Origin of the sequence: Phyllobacterium chamaecytisi (assembly GCF_020164455.1) — a bacterium.
Lineage (GTDB): Bacteria > Pseudomonadota > Alphaproteobacteria > Rhizobiales > Rhizobiaceae > Phyllobacterium > Phyllobacterium chamaecytisi.
On record NZ_JAIQWW010000017.1, the window covers coordinates 87,897 to 107,378 of the forward strand.

At 54.7% G+C, this 19,482-nt stretch carries 24 protein-coding genes; 12 read left to right on the forward strand and 12 right to left on the reverse strand.

Annotated features, from left to right (window positions below; translation table 11 throughout):
* Nucleotides 1–6 precede the first annotated feature (6 nt).
* Nucleotides 7–1,353 (forward strand): Nramp family divalent metal transporter, encoded by a 1,347-nt coding sequence (locus tag LB462_RS22835; protein ID WP_224512765.1) that lies wholly within the window; start codon nt 7–9, stop codon nt 1,351–1,353.
* A gap of 16 nt (nt 1,354–1,369) precedes the next feature.
* On the opposite strand, the gene LB462_RS22840 is transcribed toward LB462_RS22835, so the two are convergent.
* The gene (locus LB462_RS22840; RefSeq protein WP_224512767.1) at nt 1,370–2,569 is read right to left on the reverse strand and encodes a UbiH/UbiF family hydroxylase; all 1,200 of its coding nucleotides are present in this window, start codon (nt 2,567–2,569) and stop codon (nt 1,370–1,372) included.
* A 152-nt stretch (nt 2,570–2,721) separates the two neighbouring features.
* Here LB462_RS22840 and pcsA point away from each other — a divergent pair, with 152 nt between their 5' ends.
* The 6 genes from pcsA to LB462_RS22870 all read left to right on the forward strand — a co-directional run bounded on the left by pcsA (nt 2,722) and on the right by LB462_RS22870 (nt 9,264).
* Complete coding sequence (pcsA, locus tag LB462_RS22845; RefSeq protein ID WP_224512769.1) at nt 2,722–3,474, forward strand: phosphatidylcholine synthase; 753 nt, start codon at nt 2,722–2,724, stop codon at nt 3,472–3,474.
* Nucleotides 3,474–4,451 carry a quinone oxidoreductase family protein gene (locus tag LB462_RS22850; RefSeq protein WP_224512914.1) on the forward strand — a complete coding sequence of 326 codons (978 nt, stop codon included), beginning with the start codon at nt 3,474–3,476 and terminating at the stop codon, nt 4,449–4,451. The genes pcsA and LB462_RS22850 overlap by 1 nt, the downstream gene beginning before the upstream one ends.
* A 129-nt stretch (nt 4,452–4,580) precedes the next feature.
* Entirely contained in the window at nt 4,581–6,134 is a 1,554-nt protein-coding gene (locus LB462_RS22855; protein WP_224512916.1) for an ABC transporter ATP-binding protein, read from the forward strand.
* Entirely contained in the window at nt 6,134–7,225 is a 1,092-nt protein-coding gene (locus LB462_RS22860; protein ID WP_112527240.1) for an ABC transporter permease, read from the forward strand. Before LB462_RS22855 ends, LB462_RS22860 begins: the two co-directional genes overlap by 1 nt.
* 1 nt (nt 7,226) lies before the next feature.
* Nucleotides 7,227–8,147 (forward strand): ABC transporter permease, encoded by a 921-nt coding sequence (locus LB462_RS22865; RefSeq protein WP_224512771.1) that lies wholly within the window; start codon nt 7,227–7,229, stop codon nt 8,145–8,147.
* 49 nt (nt 8,148–8,196) lie between these two features.
* Entirely contained in the window at nt 8,197–9,264 is a 1,068-nt protein-coding gene (locus LB462_RS22870; protein ID WP_224512773.1) for a BMP family ABC transporter substrate-binding protein, read from the forward strand.
* Nucleotides 9,265–9,335: 71 nt separating this feature from the next.
* Here LB462_RS22870 and bfr read toward each other — a convergent pair whose 3' ends face one another.
* From bfr to LB462_RS22905, 7 genes are all read right to left on the reverse strand, one after another.
* Nucleotides 9,336–9,821, reverse strand: a complete 486-nt coding sequence (gene bfr / locus LB462_RS22875) for a bacterioferritin (protein ID WP_224512775.1) — start codon at nt 9,819–9,821, stop codon at nt 9,336–9,338.
* On the reverse strand, nt 9,787–10,098 hold the full coding sequence (locus tag LB462_RS22880; protein WP_112527103.1) for a (2Fe-2S)-binding protein: 312 nt from the start codon (nt 10,096–10,098) through the stop codon (nt 9,787–9,789). The genes bfr and LB462_RS22880 overlap by 35 nt, the downstream gene beginning before the upstream one ends.
* 662 nt (nt 10,099–10,760) lie before the next feature.
* The gene (gene rirA / locus LB462_RS22885) at nt 10,761–11,222 is read right to left on the reverse strand and encodes an iron-responsive transcriptional regulator RirA (RefSeq protein WP_112527105.1); all 462 of its coding nucleotides are present in this window, start codon (nt 11,220–11,222) and stop codon (nt 10,761–10,763) included.
* A 139-nt stretch (nt 11,223–11,361) separates the two neighbouring features.
* On the reverse strand, nt 11,362–11,607 hold the full coding sequence (locus LB462_RS22890) for a hypothetical protein (protein WP_112527107.1): 246 nt from the start codon (nt 11,605–11,607) through the stop codon (nt 11,362–11,364).
* Nucleotides 11,608–11,894: 287 nt separating this feature from the next.
* Nucleotides 11,895–12,206: a hypothetical protein gene (locus LB462_RS22895; RefSeq protein ID WP_224512777.1), complete on the reverse strand. Its 312-nt coding sequence runs from the start codon at nt 12,204–12,206 to the stop codon at nt 11,895–11,897.
* Between the two features lie 77 nt (nt 12,207–12,283).
* On the reverse strand, nt 12,284–12,514 hold the full coding sequence (locus LB462_RS22900; RefSeq protein ID WP_224512779.1) for a hypothetical protein: 231 nt from the start codon (nt 12,512–12,514) through the stop codon (nt 12,284–12,286).
* Nucleotides 12,515–12,625: 111 nt separating this feature from the next.
* A complete protein-coding gene (locus LB462_RS22905) occupies nt 12,626–12,991 on the reverse strand; it encodes a putative quinol monooxygenase (protein ID WP_224512781.1) in 366 nt (121 codons plus the stop codon).
* Between the two features lie 177 nt (nt 12,992–13,168).
* On the opposite strand from LB462_RS22905, the gene LB462_RS22910 reads away from it, so the two are divergent.
* From LB462_RS22910 to LB462_RS22920, 3 genes are all read left to right on the forward strand, one after another.
* Nucleotides 13,169–13,357, forward strand: coding sequence for a hypothetical protein (locus tag LB462_RS22910; RefSeq protein WP_224512784.1), 189 nt, complete (start codon nt 13,169–13,171; stop codon nt 13,355–13,357).
* Between the two features lie 142 nt (nt 13,358–13,499).
* A complete protein-coding gene (locus LB462_RS22915; protein ID WP_224512786.1) occupies nt 13,500–13,949 on the forward strand; it encodes a baeRF12 domain-containing protein in 450 nt (149 codons plus the stop codon).
* A 43-nt stretch (nt 13,950–13,992) separates the two neighbouring features.
* Entirely contained in the window at nt 13,993–14,142 is a 150-nt protein-coding gene (locus LB462_RS22920) for a hypothetical protein (protein ID WP_224512788.1), read from the forward strand.
* A gap of 218 nt (nt 14,143–14,360) precedes the next feature.
* Here the strand turns inward: LB462_RS22920 and LB462_RS22925 are convergent, their stop codons facing one another.
* Together LB462_RS22925 and LB462_RS22930 are read right to left on the reverse strand one after the other, a co-directional pair.
* The gene (locus LB462_RS22925) at nt 14,361–14,519 is read right to left on the reverse strand and encodes a hypothetical protein (protein ID WP_224512790.1); all 159 of its coding nucleotides are present in this window, start codon (nt 14,517–14,519) and stop codon (nt 14,361–14,363) included.
* Nucleotides 14,520–14,720: 201 nt separating this feature from the next.
* Entirely contained in the window at nt 14,721–14,864 is a 144-nt protein-coding gene (locus LB462_RS22930; protein ID WP_224512791.1) for a hypothetical protein, read from the reverse strand.
* Between the two features lie 372 nt (nt 14,865–15,236).
* Here LB462_RS22930 and LB462_RS22935 point away from each other — a divergent pair, with 372 nt between their 5' ends.
* Nucleotides 15,237–15,773 carry a flavin reductase family protein gene (locus LB462_RS22935; RefSeq protein ID WP_224512793.1) on the forward strand — a complete coding sequence of 179 codons (537 nt, stop codon included), beginning with the start codon at nt 15,237–15,239 and terminating at the stop codon, nt 15,771–15,773.
* A gap of 2 nt (nt 15,774–15,775) precedes the next feature.
* On the opposite strand, the gene LB462_RS22940 is transcribed toward LB462_RS22935, so the two are convergent.
* Nucleotides 15,776–16,021 (reverse strand): hypothetical protein, encoded by a 246-nt coding sequence (locus tag LB462_RS22940; protein WP_112527121.1) that lies wholly within the window; start codon nt 16,019–16,021, stop codon nt 15,776–15,778.
* Between the two features lie 355 nt (nt 16,022–16,376).
* On the opposite strand from LB462_RS22940, the gene LB462_RS22945 reads away from it, so the two are divergent.
* Nucleotides 16,377–18,920 (forward strand): autotransporter family protein, encoded by a 2,544-nt coding sequence (locus LB462_RS22945; RefSeq protein WP_224512795.1) that lies wholly within the window; start codon nt 16,377–16,379, stop codon nt 18,918–18,920.
* Here LB462_RS22945 and LB462_RS22950 read toward each other — a convergent pair whose 3' ends face one another.
* On the reverse strand, nt 18,921–19,352 hold the full coding sequence (locus tag LB462_RS22950; RefSeq protein WP_224512797.1) for a GFA family protein: 432 nt from the start codon (nt 19,350–19,352) through the stop codon (nt 18,921–18,923). It abuts the gene before it with no gap.
* Nucleotides 19,353–19,482 lie beyond the last annotated feature (130 nt).

Here is a 19,482-nt window from a genome sequence, read left to right on the forward strand (position 1 = left end):
TATTCCATGGATCAACTAGGGCAGGCGGTCGACACGCCTAAGGGCTGGCGACACGCAAGGGGCGAGGCGTCACTGTCGGATGTGCATCGCTCGATCGCCGTGCGGACGAGCGGGCCGGGTTGGCGCCGTGCAGCGGCCTTCGTCGGTCCGGGTTATCTCGTCGCCGTGGGCTACATGGACCCTGGCAATTGGGCGACATCGCTCGCCGGTGGTTCGAAATTCGGTTACACGCTTCTCGTTGTTGCGCTCGTTTCCAATATCATGGCGATTGTCCTGCAGGCCCTTTGCGCGCGGCTCGCCATAGGTTCGGGCAGGGATCTGGCGCAGGCATGCCGCGATGCCTTTCCAAAGCCAGTTGCCTATACGCTATGGTTCCTGGCGGAGATTGCCATCATCGCTACCGATATTGCCGAGGTTATCGGCACGGCCATCGGTCTCAATCTGATTTTCGGTATTCCGCTTGAAATTGGCGTACTCATCACAGCGCTCGATGTATTTCTTATCCTTTATCTGCAGAAGCTTGGCTTCCGCTGGGTCGAGGCGCTCATTATTACGCTACTCGGTGTCATAGCCGTTTGTTTCGCGATCCAGATTTTCATGGCGGATCCGGAATGGGGCGCCGTCATCAAGGGTTTTGCACCAACCACAGAAATCGTGACCAATCCGGAGATGCTGTATCTTGCGCTGGGTATTCTCGGCGCCACGGTGATGCCGCATAATCTGTATCTGCATTCCGGTATTGTGCAGACCCGCGATTACGGAAGTACGCTGCCGGAAAAACGTTCTGCACTGAAATACGCAACGATCGATTCCACTTTGGCCCTGATGTTCGCGCTCCTGATCAACGCGTCGATCCTCATTCTTGCTGCTGCAACATTCCACAAGACGGGTCAGACGGACGTCGCAGAACTCGGCGAGGCGCATTCGCTGCTCGCGCCACTCCTGGGCTTGGCGATAGCACCGACGCTGTTCGGCATTGCTTTGCTCTGCTGCGGTATAAATTCGACCGTAACGGCAACGCTGGCAGGGCAAATCGTCATGGAGGGGTTCCTCCATATCAAGCTCGCGCCGTGGCTGCGACGGCTGATCACACGCGGCATCGCCATCATTCCGGCATCGATCGTTACGGTCTGGTATGGCGAAAGCGGCACGGCCAAGCTGCTGGTCCTGACGCAGGTGGTCTTGAGCCTTCAGCTATCGTTCGCCGTATTCCCGCTGGTCATGTTCACGGCAAGCAAGGCAAAGATGGGCGCCCTCGTTTCACCGCGCTGGCTCTCGGCATTCGCGATGTTTATCGCCGTGGTCATCGCGCTGCTGAACGTGAAATTACTGAGCGACTTCGTGCTGGCATGAATTAGAGCCTTGGGCTCTAGCGCCTGCCAGCCTCCTTGTGCGAAAAGCGCCAACCGCTACCCGGCCGCAGGCCTTCGCGCATGACAAAGCCACGCAGCGGTGAAAAGGCTCGCAAGAGCTCAAGGCCGCCGCTGCGAACCATCTGAACCGGCAGGAAATCCGAGAGAAGCGAACGGTTCAGCGCGTCCACAGCACCCGTCCGGGCAAGAATGTCCGGGCTTCGCTTGCGATTATAGGCAGCTACAACGCTGGCTGCACCGAGGTCCATACCATCGAGCGGCAGAGTTTCCAGCAAGGTCTCGACATCACGAACACCGAGATTAAGGCCCTGTGCGCCGATCGGCGGGAAGACATGGGCCGACTCGCCAGCCAGGAACACGCGGTTGCGGGCGAATGAACTAGGTACAAGACCGGACAGTGGCCAGCTCTGAGGATCGACATCGATGGTTATGGCACCGAGCATGGATTGCATGCGCTCTTCAACCCGCGTTGCCAGTTGGTCACGCGAAAGTTCGAGCAGTTCCGCTGCATGGGCCGGGGTCGTCACCCAGACAAGGCTTGAACGATTACCCGGTAAGGGCACCTGGGTGAATGGACCATGTTCTGTATGAAATTCCGTTGAAATATCATGGTGATCGCGCGTATGGCTAAAGCTCAGGACGATGGCGGTCTGATTGTAGCTCCAGGTTCGCGCGGATATGCCGGCGGCTTCGCGCGCCAGCGAGGAACGGCCATCGGCAGCGACGACGATATTGGCGGCGTACACGGAACCGTCGCTGCCTTCGACCGCAATCGCATTCTCGGTCGGGTGATAGTGAGTGGCCGAGGCAGCAACGTGCTTCACTTTCGAATTTTTCAGCGCATCGCTCAGGACTGATGTCAAAGTGATATTGGGAATATTGTAGCCGAAGGCCAGCTCGTCGATTTCGCTCGCCTCGAAGGTTACGGCCGGGCTCCTGATGAGCCGGTTTGTGCCATCGAGGATGCGCATTGTGGCAATGGGCGCGGCGTGTGGCTCGATGCTATCCCACAGGCCAATCTTCTCGAGAAACTTGATCGCAGGCACCATCAGCGCGGTTGTGCGTTTGTCGGAACCCTCCGGTAGAACGCCAAGACTGGTGACATTGTCGAAACTTTGCGCAAGTGCAATAGCCGCGATCAGCCCCACATGACCTGCGCCCGCAACAATAATCGGATCGGTTTTGGTAGAGGTCATTGTTTGTCTCCGCTTCACGCTTTCAACAGTTTATATTACCCTAATTGCTTGCACTTTGGGCATTTTTCAAGAAAAGCTGCTCACAAATCGTTCGCTATCGATAAGATACAACAGCGCGCGCACTATTATCATGCAGCAGATTGGCACGGACCGTGAAAAAACCGATATTGCCCAAGGCCATAACACCCAAAAAGGTAACGGCACCGCAAGCGAAAGCATTTTCCGTCCATCTTCTCACGGCATCCGGCTCCTTTCTGGCGTTTCTTTCTGTAGTTGCTGCCAGTGAGGAAAGCTGGACTGCGATGTTCTGGTGGCTTGGACTGGCGCTTTTTGTCGACGGTATCGACGGGCCGATTGCACGTAAGCTGGACGTCAAATATGTCCTGCCGAACTGGTCCGGCGAACTTCTGGACAACATCATCGACTATATGACCTACGTGCTCATTCCGGCCTTTGCGCTGTATCAGCGCGGCTTCATGGGCGAGGGGCTGTCCTTCCTAGCAGCGGCAATCATCGTGGTTTCCAGTGCCATCTATTATGCGGACACTGGCATGAAGACCAAGGAAAACTTCTTCAAGGGTTTCCCGGTCGTCTGGAACATGATTGTCTTCACTTTGTTCATCGTGCGCCCCGGAGAATGGGTGGCCTTCGCCATCGTTCTCGTGGCGGCGATCGTCTCCTTCCTGCCGATCTATTTCCTCCATCCTGTGCGGGTGCAGCGCTTGCGGCCGCTCAATCTCGCAATATTCTTCCTGTGGTGCGCCTTTGGCGCGTATTCATTGTTTCAGGAACTGGATTCGCCGCTCTGGGTGCGGATCGGCATTTCGGTGACCGGCATTTATCTTTTTTTCATTGGAGCCGTGATGCAGGCGTTCCCCAATCTCGGACGTACGGAGAAAATATGATGGTCAAAGCTGTTCGCATTCATCGGGTTGGCGGGCCTGAAGTGTTGACCTATGAAGACATCTCCCTTGGCTCTCCCGGACCCGGGGAAGTGCGCATCCGCAATGAAGCCATCGGGCTCAATTTCCTCGACGTCTATTACCGGACTGGCCTCTATCCATCGCCAACTGGACTGCCGCTGATCCCGGGCCATGAAGGTGCTGGCGTGGTGCTGGCGGTAGGATCGGAGGTCGAGGATTTCAAGGTTGGCGACCGCGTCGCCTATACCACTTCCATCGGCGCCTATGCCGAAGAGCGGCTGATCGCGACCAAATTCCTGGTCAAGGTGCCGGAGCCGATATCGCTGGAACAGGCCGCTTCGATGATGCTGAAGGGGCTCACTGCGCAATATCTGCTGCGCCAGACCTTCCCGGTCAAAAAGGGAGATACGATTCTCTTCCATGCGGCCGCTGGCGGCGTTGGCCAGATCGCCGGGCAATGGGCCAAATATCTCGGCGCGACAGTCATCGGCACGGCCGGGTCGGACGAAAAGGTCAAGTTGGCGCTGGACAATGGCTACGATCACGTCATCAACTACAAGACCGAGAATTTTGTCGAACGGGTAAAAGAACTTACCGGCGGCAAAGGCGTCGATGTCGTCTACGATTCGGTCGGCAAAGATACGTTTGACGGTTCCCTGGATTGTCTGCGCCCGCGCGGGATGCTGGTATGTTTCGGTCAGTCGTCCGGGCCGGTTCCGCCTTTCGATCTCGGTATCCTGTCGCGGAAGGGATCACTCTATCTGACGCGCCCAACGCTGTTTGTCTACGCGGCAACGCGCGACGCGCTTGTTGCTGGCGCCGAAGAGCTTTTCGACCTCGTGGCGAAGGGCATTATCCGCATTGAAATCGGGCAAACCTATGCGCTGAAGGACGTTGCGTCAGCTCATCGAGACCTTGAAGGACGGAGAACCACCGGTACGACAGTGCTCATTCCTTAAGCCACTGTTACTAATGCCCGAATATTGTGCGCAAATGGCCGCAACCGTACGTTTTGTACTTTCCAAATTTGGTGGGCCTGACATAGGATCGAAAAACGGTCTTGGCCGCGGGGAATTATGACAGGCACAATAACAAAAGACGGCTCTGAAATACCGCTACTGGAAGCCGAAAAGCTCACCAAAATTTTCGGGACACTCAAGGCTTGTGACGGGATTGATCTGAAGATCGGAACCGGCGAGATTCATGCGCTCCTGGGCGAGAATGGCGCGGGCAAATCCACCCTCGTCAAAATGTTGTTCGGTGCATTGCAGCCAACTTCCGGAGACATCGCATGGAAGGGTGAGCGTTTTACAGTTACCAGTCCTGCCATGGGAAGATCGCTGGGTATCGGTATGGTTTTCCAGCATTTTTCTTTGTTCGATGCGCTGACCGCTGCCGAGAATATCGCCCTGTCGCTGGACGAGAAGTCGCCACTCGACACGATCGCCACACGGGCCCGCGAGATCGGCCAGACCTATGGCTTGCCGGTAGATCCTGACGCGCTTGTCGGTGATCTTTCGGTTGGCGAACGGCAACGCATCGAGATCATTCGCTGCCTGTTGCAAAATCCTGATCTGATCATCCTGGACGAGCCGACATCAGTGCTCACTCCGCAGGAAGCCGATCTTCTGTTTGTGACACTGGAGCGTTTGCGCTCGGAAGGAAAATCCATCCTTTACATCAGTCACCGGCTCGAGGAGGTGCGTAGGCTTTGCGACCGCGCAACGGTACTCAGGCACGGTAAGGTTGTCGGCCAATGTGATCCACGCACGCAGACTGCAGCTTCATTGGCGCGGATGATGGTCGGCAATGACATCCATGTAATTGAAAGGCTTCCGGCAGAATGGACGGACCGGATACCGCTTATTGAGGTGAACGGCCTGTCGCAGAGGCCGCGGGGGCCGTTTTCGGTGGCGCTCCATGATATCTATCTGTCGATCACTGGCGGAGAAATTCTCGGTATTGCCGGGGTTGCCGGCAATGGCCAAGGTGAACTCTTTGAGGCGATTTCCGGCGAAGTACTGCAGGAACGTCCTCAAGTCGTGCGCATCCGCGGCACAGATGCCGGCAGAATCGGCATATCGGCCCGGCGCAAGCTCGGCGCAGCTTTTGTGCCCGAGGAGCGGCTTGGGCACGGCGCGGTGCCGGATATGTCTCTAACCAACAATTTGCTCCTGTCGCGCCATTCTACGGATCGTAAAATGTTCCTGACTGGCGGTGTGCTGAAACTTGTATCGGAATCCAGCCTTGCATCTGCGGCGAAGCGCATCGTCGTGCAAATGGATGTGCGCAAAAGCGCCGAAAATCCCGATGCATCAGCCCTTTCGGGCGGCAACCTGCAGAAGTTTCTCATCGGGCGGGAACTTGATCGCAACCCATCCGTGATCGTCGTCAACCAGCCGACATGGGGCGTCGACGCTGGCGCGGCTGCGCTTATTCGTCAGGCATTGGTCGACCTTGCCCGCAGCGGTTCCGCTGTGATCGTGATCAGCCAGGACCTTGATGAACTCTTCGAAATCTCCGACCGCATCGCGGCGATGGTGCATGGCCGTCTTTCCGAATCTGTGCCAATCGAGGCAATGACGATGGAACGCGTCGGTTTGATGATGGGCGGCGCCGACGCTACGGCGGGGGCCGCATGATGCGGATCGAAATCGTCAAACGTCCGCAGCACTCAGCTTTGTTTAGCGCCTTGTCGCCATTCATAGCGCTGTTCCTGACTTTGATTGCAGGCGCGATCCTGTTTTCCATACTCGGCAAGAACCCGATTTCAGCGCTCTATTCCTATTTCGTTGAGCCTCTGACCGAGGTCTGGTCGATCCACGAATTGCTGGTCAAAGCGGCACCGCTGATCCTCATTGCGGTAGGGCTTTCCGTTTGTTTTCTTTCGAATAACTGGAATATCGGCGCTGAGGGCCAGTTCATCGCAGGCGGTATCGCTGGATCAATCCTGCCGGTCGTTTTCCCGGATTTTCAGGGCTGGTACGTGTTGCCGATTATGCTCCTGCTCGGAATGGCGGGGGGCATGGCCTACGCGACGATTCCGGCATTTCTGAAAGTCCGGTTCAATACGAACGAGATTCTCACCAGCCTGATGCTGGTTTACGTCGCACAGCTTTTTCTCGACTGGCTGGTGCGCGGTCCGTGGCGTAATCCTCAAGGCTACAATTTCCCCGAGACCGTGCAGTTCAGCGATAGCGCCATCCTGCCCGCGATATGGCCAGATTCGGGCCGGGCGCACTGGGGTTTTGCCCTCGCCATAATCGCTGCGGTGGTTGTGTGGTTCATGCTGTCACGCACGTTGAATGGCTTCGAGATCAAGGTGCTTGGCCGTAGTTCCAGGGCAGGGCGGTTTGCCGGTTTCAGCGCCGGCCGGCTGACTTTCTTTGCTTTTCTCGTATCGGGAGCGTTAGCCGGACTGGCGGGTATCGCCGAGGTCTCGGGCGCCGTGGGTCAGCTGCGGACGAGCATTTCACCGGGCTATGGATTCACTGCAATTATCGTCGCGTTCCTCGGAAGGCTCAATCCGTTGGGGATAATTGCCGCGGGATTGGTGCTCGCTCTATCTTATTTGGGGGGCGAGGCGGCACAGATTTCATTGGGTATTTCGGAAAAATCGGCGCGTATCTTTCAGGGCATCATCCTGTTTTTTGTCCTCGCCAGTGACAGTCTGATTTATTATCGCATCCGGATTGTGTCGCGCTTGAGCGATACAGCGTTGAAGGGCGCGTGAAATGACGATGTTCGAGGCCATACTTCTGACAGTGGCAACGGCGGCGACGCCGCTGCTCATTGCCGCGTTGGGCGAACTCGTCGTCGAGCGCTCAGGTGTGCTCAATCTCGGTGTAGAAGGCATGATGGTCATGGGTGCCGTGACCGGATTTGCGGTCGCGCAATATACCGGTTCGGCCTGGCTGGGCATGTTCGCGGCGATCCTCGCCGGAGCTGCGTTTTCATTGCTGTTTGGTTTCCTGACCCTGACGCTGATCACCAACCAGGTGGCGACAGGCCTCGCACTCACGCTGCTTGGCCTTGGCGCTTCGGCAATGATTGGCGAAAGCTTTGTCGGCCTTCCGGGTGTGAGGATGGATTCGCTTTATATACGAGGGCTTACGGATATCCCTTATGTCGGCAGGGTCCTGTTTGGACAGGACCCCATTTTTTACATTTCCATCCTGCTGACGATTGGCGTGGCATGGTTTCTGTTCAGGACGCGCGCAGGTTTGACGTTGCGCGCGGTCGGCGACAATCACACATCGGCGCACGCTCTCGGTGTACCTGTCGTTCGCATTCGCTACCTTGCCGTGATTTTCGGTGGTGCCTGTGCAGGCTTGGCCGGCGCACAGCTCTCACTCGTCTACGTGCCGCAATGGGTGGAAAATATGACTTCGGGCAGGGGCTGGATTGCGCTGGCGCTGGTGGTTTTCGCGTCCTGGCGACCGTGGCGGATCCTTGCCGGGGCCTATCTTTTTGGTGCTGTAACCATCGGCCAGCTGCACGCTCAGGCGCTCGGCATTGGCGTTCCTTCGCAACTCATGTCGTCGCTTCCCTATCTTGCAACGATCATCGTGCTTGTGCTGATTTCGCGCAACAAACGCCTGACATTGATGAACACGCCGACATCGCTCGGCAAACCCTTCGTGCCTGATCGCTAGAATACGAAACAAAGATAGTTTGAACGCTTTAACAGAAGAGGTGAACCTGATGAAAAAACTGATAATGGCGCTGACGGTGGCCGCCAGCTTTGCCGTGGCAGGCCCGGCCTTGGCCGCCGACAAATTGAAGATTGGCTTCATCTATATCGGACCGCCTGGCGATTTCGGCTGGACGTACCAGCATGATCAAGGTCGTAAGCAGCTTGAGAAAGAGCTGGGCGACAAGGTTGAAACAACCTTCCTTGAAAACGTGCCTGAAGGCGCCGATGCAGAGCGCTCCATCGAGCGGCTTGCTCGTGCTGGCAACAAGCTGATCTTCACCACATCGTTCGGCTATATGGATGCGACGGTCAAGGTCGCGCAGAAGTTTCCGGACGTCAAATTCGAACACGCGACGGGCTACAAAACCGCTGAAAACGTCTCGGTCTATAATTCGCGCTTCTACGAAGGCCGCTATGTGCAGGGTGTGATTGCGGCAAAAATGTCCAAGACCGGCGTCGCTGGTTACATCGGTTCGTTTCCCATACCCGAGGTTGTCCAGGGTATTAATTCGTTCATCCTGGGTGCTCAAACCGTCAATCCGAACTTCAAGATCAAGGTGATCTGGGCGAACTCATGGTTTGACCCGGCCAAGGAAGCTGATGCCGCCAAGGCGCTGATCGATCAGGGCGTTGATATCATCACCCAGCACACGGATTCGACCGCTGCGATGCAGGTTGCGGCGGAACGCAAGATCAAGGCTTTCGGCCAGGCTTCGGACATGATCAAGTTTGGCCCGGAAACCCAGATGACGTCGATCGTCGACAACTGGGGACCGTACTATATCGAACGCGCCAAGGCGGTGCTGGATGGAACCTGGAAATCGCACAATGTGTTCGAAGGCATGAAGGAAGGGCTCGTCGTGATGGCGCCCTACACGAACATGCCGGATGATGTGAAGAAGCTGGCCGAAGAAACGCAGGCCAAGATCACTTCAGGCGAACTCAAGCCTTTCACTGGCCCGATCAAGAAGCAGGATGGTTCTGAATGGCTGAAAGCTGGCGAGACAGCTGACGACAAGACCATTCTGAGCATGAACTTCTACGTCGCCGGTGTGGACGACAAGCTGCCGAAATGACAACAACAAGCAACCCATGTTGAAAAGGAAAGGGCGCCACTGGCGCCCTTTTTTTGTCACGATTGAATGGATCACTCCGCTTCGTCGGCAGATCCTGCATTCAACAAGCCATAGCGCTCTGCACCGATGGAATTGAGCAGATCTATCTGGGTCTCGAGGAAGTCGACATGACCTTCCTCGTCCTTGAGCAGTTCGTCGAACAATTCCTTGGAGACATAATCACCAAGCTGATCGCAAATCTCGCGGGAAAGCTTGTAGGATTTCACAGCGTCATACTCGCCGGCAAGATCCGCCTCGAGCACTTCCTTGACGTTCTGGCCAATGCGCAGCGCGCCGACAGACTGCAGATTTGGATGACCTTCGAGGAAGATGATGCGCTGGATGATCTTGTCGGCGTGATGCATCTCTTCGATGGATTCCGCGCGTTCCTTCTTGGCCAGCTTCGTGAAGCCCCAATCATCCAGAAGGCGATAATGCAGCCAATATTGATTGACGGCGCCTAATTCGAGAAACAATGCCTCGTTAAGCCGCTCGATGACCCTTGGTTCGCCCTTCATGTCGTGAACTCCCGTATTCGTGACGCAGTGACCGGACACGGTCGATGAACGAAACTGCATCAGAATCGTCTGAACCATGCCGGAGATGATATTCTTCCGTCACCTTTATGATGGTTTCAACGACATTTGGGAAGCAACCGCAGCAGCGGCCGCGTTTCTTCATGGCATGGTAAACCTTGGCGGGAACAACGAGCTGCCACGGGTCAGCATCGAGAAGTTCAATAATGGAATTCTCGATCTCTTTTTGAGTAATTATGTTGCAATGACAAACTAGCATTTTGTGTGGACGCCATACTCACAAGAATACATATCCACGACATCTAATGCCGGGGAGGCGCCTAAGCTTGAATCAATTGCTGATTCGACCGCGTTTTGTACGCTAAACTCACAAAATACTAACCCGAAAACGGGTGATACTTTCGAACCAGACAATGGTTCCTCCAATCGCAAGGGTTCAAGGCCCAAACATTAAAGGTCATGCGTTCATCCAACGCTCCGGCTATAAAGCCGTTTTGTTGAGAACCTGTCAAATGCATATGGTGATATTATGTCATGATTTCAATAAGTTAGAATAATTCTAAACTAGGCAAATAACATAACCATTTCAATCATGTTTGGCTTTACGGGCAGATTGAAAGCAAAAAAATATTGCCGGCTCAACATGTGTCAAAACGTCTCACAAGCTTGGGATGGCTATGGGTGAGGCGGCACGTTCGCTGTTTTTCGCAACTGAGTACAACCAATTTGCAACGCAGGGTGCAGAAAAGCATGCCGGAATCGACACTTCTTGCATCAGAATCGATGGTTCTTGTGCAAGATTCGCGTATTTTCGTAGAGAACGTCGCCGGAAAAGACGGCTCGTTTCAAGGAACTGTTCCGGTTTCGCACCGGGCCAGAAGCAAGTGCAATTGCCGTACTGTGCAGTACGGCAAATCTGCGTCAGCTGGCCGTCGCGAGGCGAGGGGTGAGTATGTCGATCCCGAGCAGAGCACGCACATCGCGCTTGTCGACAATATCCTCGATCGTGAACTGAGCGAGCACTTCGAAGAATGCATTGAGCGCTTTGCGCAACGCCGCATTCAATCCGCAGCTGTCGATCAGCGGGCAGTCGGCAGCATCGTTTTCGAAGCACTCCGCCATGGCGAAGTTTTCCTCGGTCACGCGCACCACGTCGAAGAGGGTAATGTCCTTGGCTGGTTTGCCGAGCTTCACGCCACCATTGCGGCCGCGCACTGTTTCGATGAAACCGTTCTCGACCAATGGTTGGAGAATCTTGAACAGGAAAAGTTCCGAAACCGTATAGGCTTGGGCGATTTCACCGATTCTGCTGAGATTGCCTTCATTGGCGGCACAGTACATAAGAATTCGGATGGCGTAGTTCGTCTGTCTGGTCAGTCGCATGGGATATCTCTTTCAACCTGAAATCCAGGTCTGCACATTCAATCTGGCCGCAGTTTAGAATTATTCTTGATAAAGTAAACGATAATATGAAAGCCAGTTTCATATTATCCAGATCTCACGCTTAAATTTCGATCCGATTTTATCGAACGATAACAACGATAGAGGCCGTAATGAGAGCAATCGCGCACAGCAACAGGAGACCGTAGACCCGCGGCTTGTCAAAAAGGACCGCGAAACCGGCAGACCAAACCACCACTGCCGCGCCGAGAGCATAGAGAAAGCCTGCCTTGTGGGCCCACGCAATGTTGACGGCCATGAGACCGCCGATGATCAGGGCGCCGAATACGACCATTAGAGCCAGGGCGTATTTCTCAAAATTGTCCATTCGGGCAGCTCACTCTCAGAACGTATAACGGAATGTCCTTAACCTGATGAATGATCAGGCAGATAGTGAGCCCTACATAGACTGTTCGCGCCCCGGAAAGCAACCTGAGACACTGCCGCACCGCACTCGGATAGGGTCATGTGTGCTATAGGCAACAAAAAAGGCCGGGAATTCCCGACCTTCCGAATTCGCCTCAACGCCAGTGCCAGTACATCCGTGGTCAAAAGCGGAGACGAATTTCTAAGCCCTACATATGAAGCGTGCCCCTGAATTTCAAGGCTTGGTCTTTAACGCCGATAAGCGCTTAGACCTGCCAGGAGACCTAAGCCGGCGACGGCAGACACGATGGCGACCGCGGTCATCGGGTTCTCCCTGGCTTTTTCACTGACCATGTGCGCTTCCTCACCAACGAAGCGTGCTGCTTTTCGGCTGTTCTTCTTTACCGCCTCGTAGGCAGAGCTGCCGCCATTTTCATAAAGTTCATAGCCGTGCTCGGAAAGCGATTTGCTGATTGATGCCAGCTGCTTGCGCAACGCCGCAACCTGGTTTTCCAGATCCTTTTCAGCCATAGCCTGAACTTTGGTTGTATTCGTTGCCATTTCAGTAATCCTTTCCATGAGTGGAGAAAGGAGGAACGTGGTTTACGGCGTTTGGTTCCGATTTGCGAGATTCAAGGCTACTTCCAACAACCGTTTCTCTGACCGTTGAGATTGTGCGAATCGATATCTATGCTGGCGGAAAAATCGTTCTTCACAAGATAGACTGCCGTTTCCGGCTTGATCCTGATCTTGTTCCAGCCGGCACAGCTGGACGCGTTTTGCGGCGCTTCGCTCATCCAGCGCATTGCGCCACAACCAGACATCGCAAGGGTGCAAGGCAGCAGGAAAGCCAGAGCCAATCTCTTCATCGTTTTAGTCTTCCGGTACGGCTTGATCAGGTTGCTGTTGAATGGCGGAACACAGTCATCGCACATTTTTTATGATCATGTCATTGAACTTTCGTTCAAATTTATCCGGCTCTAGTCGTCATTGCTGGCGTTCAGCTGCTGCGGCGTCAAACCTTCCTCGGGTGCCTTGCCGGTCAATGATTGTGCCAGGATCAACCTGCTGGACTTGAGCAAGGGCGCATTAGCCGCCCGCACCCTGGGGAGGCGCGGATTATTCTCATGGGCCGTCACCGCCGCTTCATTCGCGTAGAGTTCGTTGACCATGACCTTGTTAGCGATGGGTGTTCCATTGCGCTCGATGGGTTTGATGACCTCGAAACGCAGACAACCGGGTTCTTCTTCGAGCGTCTTGCGGGCATGCTCGCGGATGAGCGCAGTGAATTCCTCTTCGCGGCCTTCGTGCGTTTCGAATTCAACGATAATCGTTAATGCAGTCATAGAATTTCAGCCTCCCTGCTTTGCAATGAGGTCTATCAGCCGCCAATCGACAAATCCAGACAGACGTTAGGTCGTGACCTCATAAATCTAATGGAAATAGCGCGTGTTTCATAAAATGTTTTCATCCCGCCTTGATGGTGCGAGAATGAAAACGCAACCTGAAAAGAGGCGGACCAAATGAGAACCATCCTGTCGATCGTTGCCGTGCTTCTTATCATCATGGGAGCAATCTGGGCGCTTCAGGGCCTCAGTGTTCTCGGCGGTAGCTTCATGGTGGGTCAAACTCGATGGATCACCATAGGGCTGCTGACTATCGCGATTGGCGCGGGGCTTCTTTATTATGCGAGGAGGCAACGATCCCTATGAAGTCGGAACCTCTCTTACTCGCCAGCGTTGTTTTTTTATCGTGGCCGCAGCAATTGCGGACTCATTGTCGCTGAACGACAAACTGAAAGGAAGCTCCCCATGAAGAAAGCCTTTGATAAACGTATGGCGAAGGGAGCTTGAGATGGCCAACATCGTTTTAAACAAAAAGACCTGGATCGTCGTCGCCGATGGGGAGAAGGCACTGTTTCTCCGCAATGAAAACGATATGAAGCATGTCCAACTCACCACCATCCATGAAATGCATCACTCGAACCCCGCAACGCGGCAACAGGGAAGCGACAGGCCAGGGCGTTTCAATGACGGACCAAGCCCGCACCGCAGTGCTGTCGAGGACACGGACTGGCATGAGATTTCCAAGAAACGATTTGCCAAGGAAGTGGCCGACGCACTCTATAGCTACGCCCACAAGGGAGGTTTCGAACGACTGGTTGTGATTGCTCCACCGCTGGTGCTCGGCGAAATGCGCCAGGAGTTTCACAAGGAAGTCTCCGACAGGATCGTCAGTGAAATTCCGAAAACCCTGACCAATCACCCGCTCACCGATATCCAGTCAATCCTGACAGAGAGCTAGAGCCTCGGGCGACAATATTGACGCGTTCTGCCGGAAGGAATTTATGGACAAGGTCAAGGGGTTTGGCGAGGCGGATGTTTATCCATCGGACGAAGCTGAAGCCTGGATTGTCTCGCCATCCGGGAAACAGAACTGCGCCAATATCATCGTCCGAGGCTTTAGCAAAGTGAAACGTGGCCGATTAGTCGGCTAAGCTGGTGTTATGGGCACTTCAGAGTACACAAGCAAAACCCCTGCCGGGACCGGTAGGGGTTTCGCAAGTTGAGGCTTGATTTGGCTCTAACAAACTGGACTCTGGATAATAATATCGCGCATCGTTTCAGTGCGGCGCAGGCTCAAGGTACCGCTACACTCAACCTACAAAAATGCTAGCACATATCGCGAATATTTCAAGGTTCAGATGGCAAAACTCTATCTTAAATTTGCCTTGCTACGTTCGTTGTCTTCTTCAAGCCGTTTGATTCTTTGCTCCAAGGCATTGATTGCCTTGAAGACAGCCACGCCCATACTTTTGAAATCACCGCTATGAATGGCTGCTTCGATCGCATGTTTGGCATCTTCAATCGACATTGTTTTCTCCACTCACGATTGCTGTTCAGCTCATGCAGAAAACCCAATCCTCAAGGGGCATGAGGATTGGGTCATGTTGGCTTTGTGGGGTTAAGCCAAGACTGGTTTGGGACCAGTCATACAGAAATGTTTCAAGTGTACGTTGGTTCCGGTTGCCAGCAAAATTATTCGGACAAAATTATCGGAAGTCCAGGCCAGGAACTATGACGGCAGCAGGTTGAAAAGGACCGCCACATGAAACGCAAAGGCGGTCACAAACAGTACCACACCAAGGGCGCGACCCCTAATGGAACGGCGAATACCCTCGGGCGAATTGCGCGTGCTGGTGTAATCTGTTGAAGCCATCAGGACTATCCTCGTTGCCGAGCGACCATCTTCCGATATTCCATACACGATTAAAACTATAGAGATTATAATTCTCGGCGCCTAGCAGGTAGAGTTTTGCTCTCACACCGGAATTCGTGGAACTATTTTCCACAAGCTGTGCGATTACGAAACGGGATGGCTCTGTCGTTAGTTGCGGATGAAATCCGGCACTCGCATCCGTTGAAATCGATTTCTGGAAATCTGCGAAAATCGCAAAACAAAATCGCCAAATGCGGCCAACCGGAGCAAAGAGCGGTCTGGTTCGAGGCACGCCTGATGTGTTGCAATGCAGGATGAGAGTCTTCCTTCGCATCCCGGCGGTTCGCGACAATCCAATGAACGAGGAAATGAATGTCCATTTTTCCAAGCGTGGCGCGTTTGGCCCACCACGAGCTAACCGTAGACGCCGACCTGTTCAAGGATTCGATGCGGCACCTAGCGGCGGCTGTGAGCGTCATTACAGTTGGACGTGGCGCCGACCGCACGGGGTTCACTGCGACGTCGGTCTCGTCATTGGCTATAGATCCGCCCTCGGTGATCGTCAGCATCAATCGCGCGTCTTCATCCTGGCCGGTCCTGCAGCGGCATGGCAGCTTCTGCGTCAATATGCTGGCACACGATCAGCGTCATGTGGCCGACAGTTTTTCCGGGAGGAACGGTCAGAAGGGGGCGGAACGCTATCAAGGTGCAGATTGGCGGGAGCTCAGCACAGGGACGATGGCGCTGGTCAATGCGCTAGCGGTGCTCGATTGCGAACTCGACGATGCTATCGAGCGGCATTCGCATGGAATCCTGATAGGCAGGGTCAGGGCAGTGACGTTACGCCACAATGCCGAACCGTTGATCTATTGGCATGGCGCCTATCGCCAGATCAGCACGCTGGGGTAAAATCAGGTCACGATGGCAGTGATTGAGGCCGCGATCAGCGCTACCGACACAAACAAAATCAATCCGTAAAGCCGGGGCTGATCGAAAATCACGGCGAAGCCAAGAAAAAATGCAGCGCATGCGGAAGCCAGCGCGAAAAGAAAAGCAGGTTTGTCAGCGGTAGTAATCGCGAAGGCCATCAGCCCGGCAATGATGAGTGCACCGAAGACGATGAAGATCCAAGTCGCGAAGGTTTCGTAGCGGTCCATCGTGTGCTCTCCGGTCAGTCCATGCGCTTCTATTTCGATTACAACGGAATATCAACAGGCAGTCAAATCCGGAAATAAGAGCGCCCACTTTGGACTCGAGCTGATCTGATCGGAGCGAAAATTCGTAATACAAAAGAATATTTTGTTAACGAACGCCAAGTTTAAAGTCTTCCGGCGTACAAAAGTGAGACCAATTTACCACACTGGTAAAGTTCAGTGTGCTTACATTAAACCATGGGTTGCACACCCTTCGATGTGAAACTAGCCTGCACTTGCCGATATCGTTGTTTGGTCGCGGGGACTGCTTTGGGTAGTTGGCAATCCCTTATCATATGATCGCTATAGGGGGAATTACATGAAGTCGTCTAAGCTTTTTACACGAATCTTCTGGCTTTCTTCTGTTTCCCTCATAACACTCTCCATATCCAATCAAACTGCATCTGCAGCTTGTAACCTCGTCCCCACAGCAGGAAACGACGTTTATATTTGCGACAGCGGGACCGGCGGACCCCTGACGGATACGGGCGGGAACAACTCGCTCACACTTCCTACGGGAGGCACGGGCTCGATTACGGGACCAGTCACATTCGGTACCGGGGTCGATACCGTCGTAATCAATTCCGGCACGATCAACGGCGATCTCAGTGAGGGCGGCGGCAACGATAGTCTTCAGCTGAATGGCGGTACGGTCAACGGCACAATTTTCCAGAATGGCGGTGTCGATAATTTCGTCATGACCGGCGGTGTGGTTCAAAGAGTGGAGCAGGGCAGCGAACTCGACACGGCGACCGTCAGCGGCGGCCGGATTATCGGTCAGTTCTTTGCCGGTGATTTCTTCACGATGACGGGCGGGCAGATCGGCGAAGTCAATCTCGAGCAGGCCAACAATGAAATGCGCATGTCGGGCGGTGTCATCGACCGCTTTGTGATTGCAACCCAGGGCCGCGACTTGCTGATACTTTCGGGTGGTTCAATCGGCACATTCGTTGATCTCGGCAGCGGGGACAATCGCATCTTCATCTCCGGCGGCTCCATCGGCAGCACGGTCACTACGGCTGGCGGCAATGATCAGTTTACGTGGGATACGGCAGGTACGATCGGCGGGGCGATCAATCTCGGCGCGGGCAATGACACCGGAACACTGCAGAATCTCACCGATGCAACCATCGCGTCGACACCATCGATCAATGGTGGGGCAGGTACGGATACGCTGACCTTTTCCAACACGACGGCGACGACGTCCGGCCGTTATGTGAATTGGGAAAACGTCGCGCTCACGAACAGTTCCGCCTTCACGCTCGACAGCAATTTCGTGGTTGGTGATAGCGGAACGGCAACCGGCAGCTTTTCGATCGATGGTACAAGCACGCTGCTCGCGGGCAACGGGGTCAATGCTGCAATCGCGCCTTTTGCGGCGGGGCAACTCGCCAACGTGACCAATGCAGGGACTATTGATCTCACCAATGGTTCGAGTGGCGCAACCGATACGTTCACCGTCCTTGGCAATTATACGGGCAGCGGCGGCGCGATTCGCTTGCAGACGGTGCTCGGCGATGATTCGTCGGCTTCCGACAAATTTGTGATTTCCGGCGGCACGGCCGCTGGAACGACCGGGCTTGCGGTGACCAATCTAGACGGCGCCGGCGCCAGCACTGCACAAGATGGCATTCTTGTTGTTCAGGCTGTCAACGGTGCAACCACCAGTGCATCCGCGTTCAGCCTGAGCAATTCCGTTGCGGCAGGCGCCTTCGAATACGCGCTCTTCAAGGGTGGTGTGTCTGCGGGATCGGCGGAGAACTGGTATCTTCGGTCATCGCTGTTGCCAGGCAGCATTGCTGCTGCAATAACCGACCCAGAACCTGGCGAGATCGCACCGCCCGGACCGGGTGTGGAACCACCCAATGCTGGCGCAACACCTGTGCATGCGGATCCGGGTGAATCAATTCCGCTATATCGTGAAGAGGTTCCTCTCTATTCCGCTTTGCCGCCGGCTGCGCGCCAAACCGCACTGGCAACACTCGGGACATTCCACGAGAGACGGGGCGAACAGGGTGTTGTCAACTCGCGCGAGAACTTCTCCGCGGCCTGGGGCCGCGCCTTCGGGCAATCGACCGAGCAGAGCTGGGATGGAACCGTTGATCCATCCATTGACGGGAACCTCTACGGCATACAAGCAGGTCTCGATATTCTCGGCTGGCAGCACGACAACGGACATCGCGATATAGCCGGTCTGTTCTTCGGCTATTCGAATCTCGACGCGGATGTCAAAGGCCAGGCGGTCGGGTGGAATGGTGTGAATGTCGGCAGCCTCAATCTTGATACGACGAGCTTCGGCGGCTACTGGACGCATATCGGCCCTGGCGGGTGGTACCTGGATGCCGTTTTGATGGGATCGTGGTTCGGCGGGGATGCGACCTCCGAACGGGGTGTCGGCATCGATATCGACGGCACCGGCTTTACCGCATCGCTGGAAGGCGGTTACCCGATCCCGCTGTCGGAAAGCTGGACCATCGAGCCGCAGGCACAGATCATATGGCAGAACATCTCGCTTGACGATCAATCCGATGCCTTTTCCGATGTCGGATTCGATAGCGATGACGGCTTCACAGGCCGGCTCGGTTTCCGGATGCAGGGAAAATATCAAACTTCGGCCGGGCTGTTCCAGCCCTACGTCAAGGCCAATTTGTGGCACGGTTTCAGCACCACGGACTCAGTGCTCTTCGGCCCGGATGCAATTACCACCGAAGGCGAGTCGACTTCGCTGGAACTCGGCGCGGGTATCGTGCACGACTTTACCGAGAAGGTCAGCGCATTTGCCGTGGCGGATTATACGTTCGATGTCGAGGGCGCCGAACAGAAGATATTCGAGGGCAATATCGGCCTGACGGTAAAGTGGTAGTTAGTCAGCTCTGATAAATCGAAGGAAGCCAACAGGACCAGTCTTGTTGGCTTTCTTGCCGTCCGATGGATGGTGAATCCCATCACTCACTGGCACTTCGTCAAAATCGAAAGGGCTGATCCCCTCGAGACAAGCAACATTCACGCCGTACTCACTCGGATTGGACCGGCGCTGATGATGCGTGTAGATACCGCATCCGGAACAGAAATAGTGTTTGGCCGTCATCGTGTTGAATTGATAGACGCTGAGCTTGTCTTCACCCGCCATTATATCGAGATCACCGACTTTCGCCGAGACGGCGACAGCACCACGCATCCGGCAAATGCTGCAGGTGCAACGGCGTGCCGTGTGCAGACCATTTGATAGTCTGACATGGAAGCGCACTGATCCACAGTGGCAGGCGCCGTCAATTTCGCTGATGTCGAGGTCCATTATCCGCTCCTGAACGTGGGTTATCGAATTTCTAGCAATCAAGACCAAATGTATCAAATCAAAGCGTTAAATCCGCATGCAGCGCCTCAATTCGGAACGAAATGTGGTAGAGTATTCTTCGATGCGGACG

Bases quoted from the DNA above. Each gene is read 5' to 3' on its own strand.
- LB462_RS22950 (WP_224512797.1), bottom strand. From the start codon at position 19,352: ATGGACCTCGACATCAGCGAAATTGACGGCGCCTGCCACTGTGGATCA.
- bfr (WP_224512775.1), bottom strand. From the start codon at position 9,821: ATGAAGGGCGAACCAAGGGTCATCGAGCGGCTTAACGAGGCATTGTTT.
- LB462_RS22935 (WP_224512793.1), top strand. From the start codon at position 15,237: ATGTCCATTTTTCCAAGCGTGGCGCGTTTGGCCCACCACGAGCTAACC.
- LB462_RS22835 (WP_224512765.1), top strand. From the start codon at position 7: ATGGATCAACTAGGGCAGGCGGTCGACACGCCTAAGGGCTGGCGACAC.
- LB462_RS22920 (WP_224512788.1), top strand. From the start codon at position 13,993: ATGGACAAGGTCAAGGGGTTTGGCGAGGCGGATGTTTATCCATCGGAC.
- LB462_RS22930 (WP_224512791.1), bottom strand. From the start codon at position 14,864: ATGGCTTCAACAGATTACACCAGCACGCGCAATTCGCCCGAGGGTATT.
- LB462_RS22870 (WP_224512773.1), top strand. From the start codon at position 8,197: ATGAAAAAACTGATAATGGCGCTGACGGTGGCCGCCAGCTTTGCCGTG.
- LB462_RS22915 (WP_224512786.1), top strand. From the start codon at position 13,500: ATGGCCAACATCGTTTTAAACAAAAAGACCTGGATCGTCGTCGCCGAT.
- LB462_RS22910 (WP_224512784.1), top strand. From the start codon at position 13,169: ATGAGAACCATCCTGTCGATCGTTGCCGTGCTTCTTATCATCATGGGA.
- LB462_RS22895 (WP_224512777.1), bottom strand. From the start codon at position 12,206: ATGGCAACGAATACAACCAAAGTTCAGGCTATGGCTGAAAAGGATCTG.
- LB462_RS22840 (WP_224512767.1), bottom strand. From the start codon at position 2,569: ATGACCTCTACCAAAACCGATCCGATTATTGTTGCGGGCGCAGGTCAT.
- rirA (WP_112527105.1), bottom strand. From the start codon at position 11,222: ATGCGACTGACCAGACAGACGAACTACGCCATCCGAATTCTTATGTAC.
- LB462_RS22880 (WP_112527103.1), bottom strand. From the start codon at position 10,098: ATGCTAGTTTGTCATTGCAACATAATTACTCAAAAAGAGATCGAGAAT.
- LB462_RS22925 (WP_224512790.1), bottom strand. From the start codon at position 14,519: ATGTCGATTGAAGATGCCAAACATGCGATCGAAGCAGCCATTCATAGC.
- LB462_RS22860 (WP_112527240.1), top strand. From the start codon at position 6,134: ATGCGGATCGAAATCGTCAAACGTCCGCAGCACTCAGCTTTGTTTAGC.
- LB462_RS22850 (WP_224512914.1), top strand. From the start codon at position 3,474: ATGGTCAAAGCTGTTCGCATTCATCGGGTTGGCGGGCCTGAAGTGTTG.
- LB462_RS22905 (WP_224512781.1), bottom strand. From the start codon at position 12,991: ATGACTGCATTAACGATTATCGTTGAATTCGAAACGCACGAAGGCCGC.
- LB462_RS22900 (WP_224512779.1), bottom strand. From the start codon at position 12,514: ATGAAGAGATTGGCTCTGGCTTTCCTGCTGCCTTGCACCCTTGCGATG.
- LB462_RS22865 (WP_224512771.1), top strand. From the start codon at position 7,227: ATGACGATGTTCGAGGCCATACTTCTGACAGTGGCAACGGCGGCGACG.
- LB462_RS22940 (WP_112527121.1), bottom strand. From the start codon at position 16,021: ATGGACCGCTACGAAACCTTCGCGACTTGGATCTTCATCGTCTTCGGT.
- LB462_RS22890 (WP_112527107.1), bottom strand. From the start codon at position 11,607: ATGGACAATTTTGAGAAATACGCCCTGGCTCTAATGGTCGTATTCGGC.
- LB462_RS22945 (WP_224512795.1), top strand. From the start codon at position 16,377: ATGAAGTCGTCTAAGCTTTTTACACGAATCTTCTGGCTTTCTTCTGTT.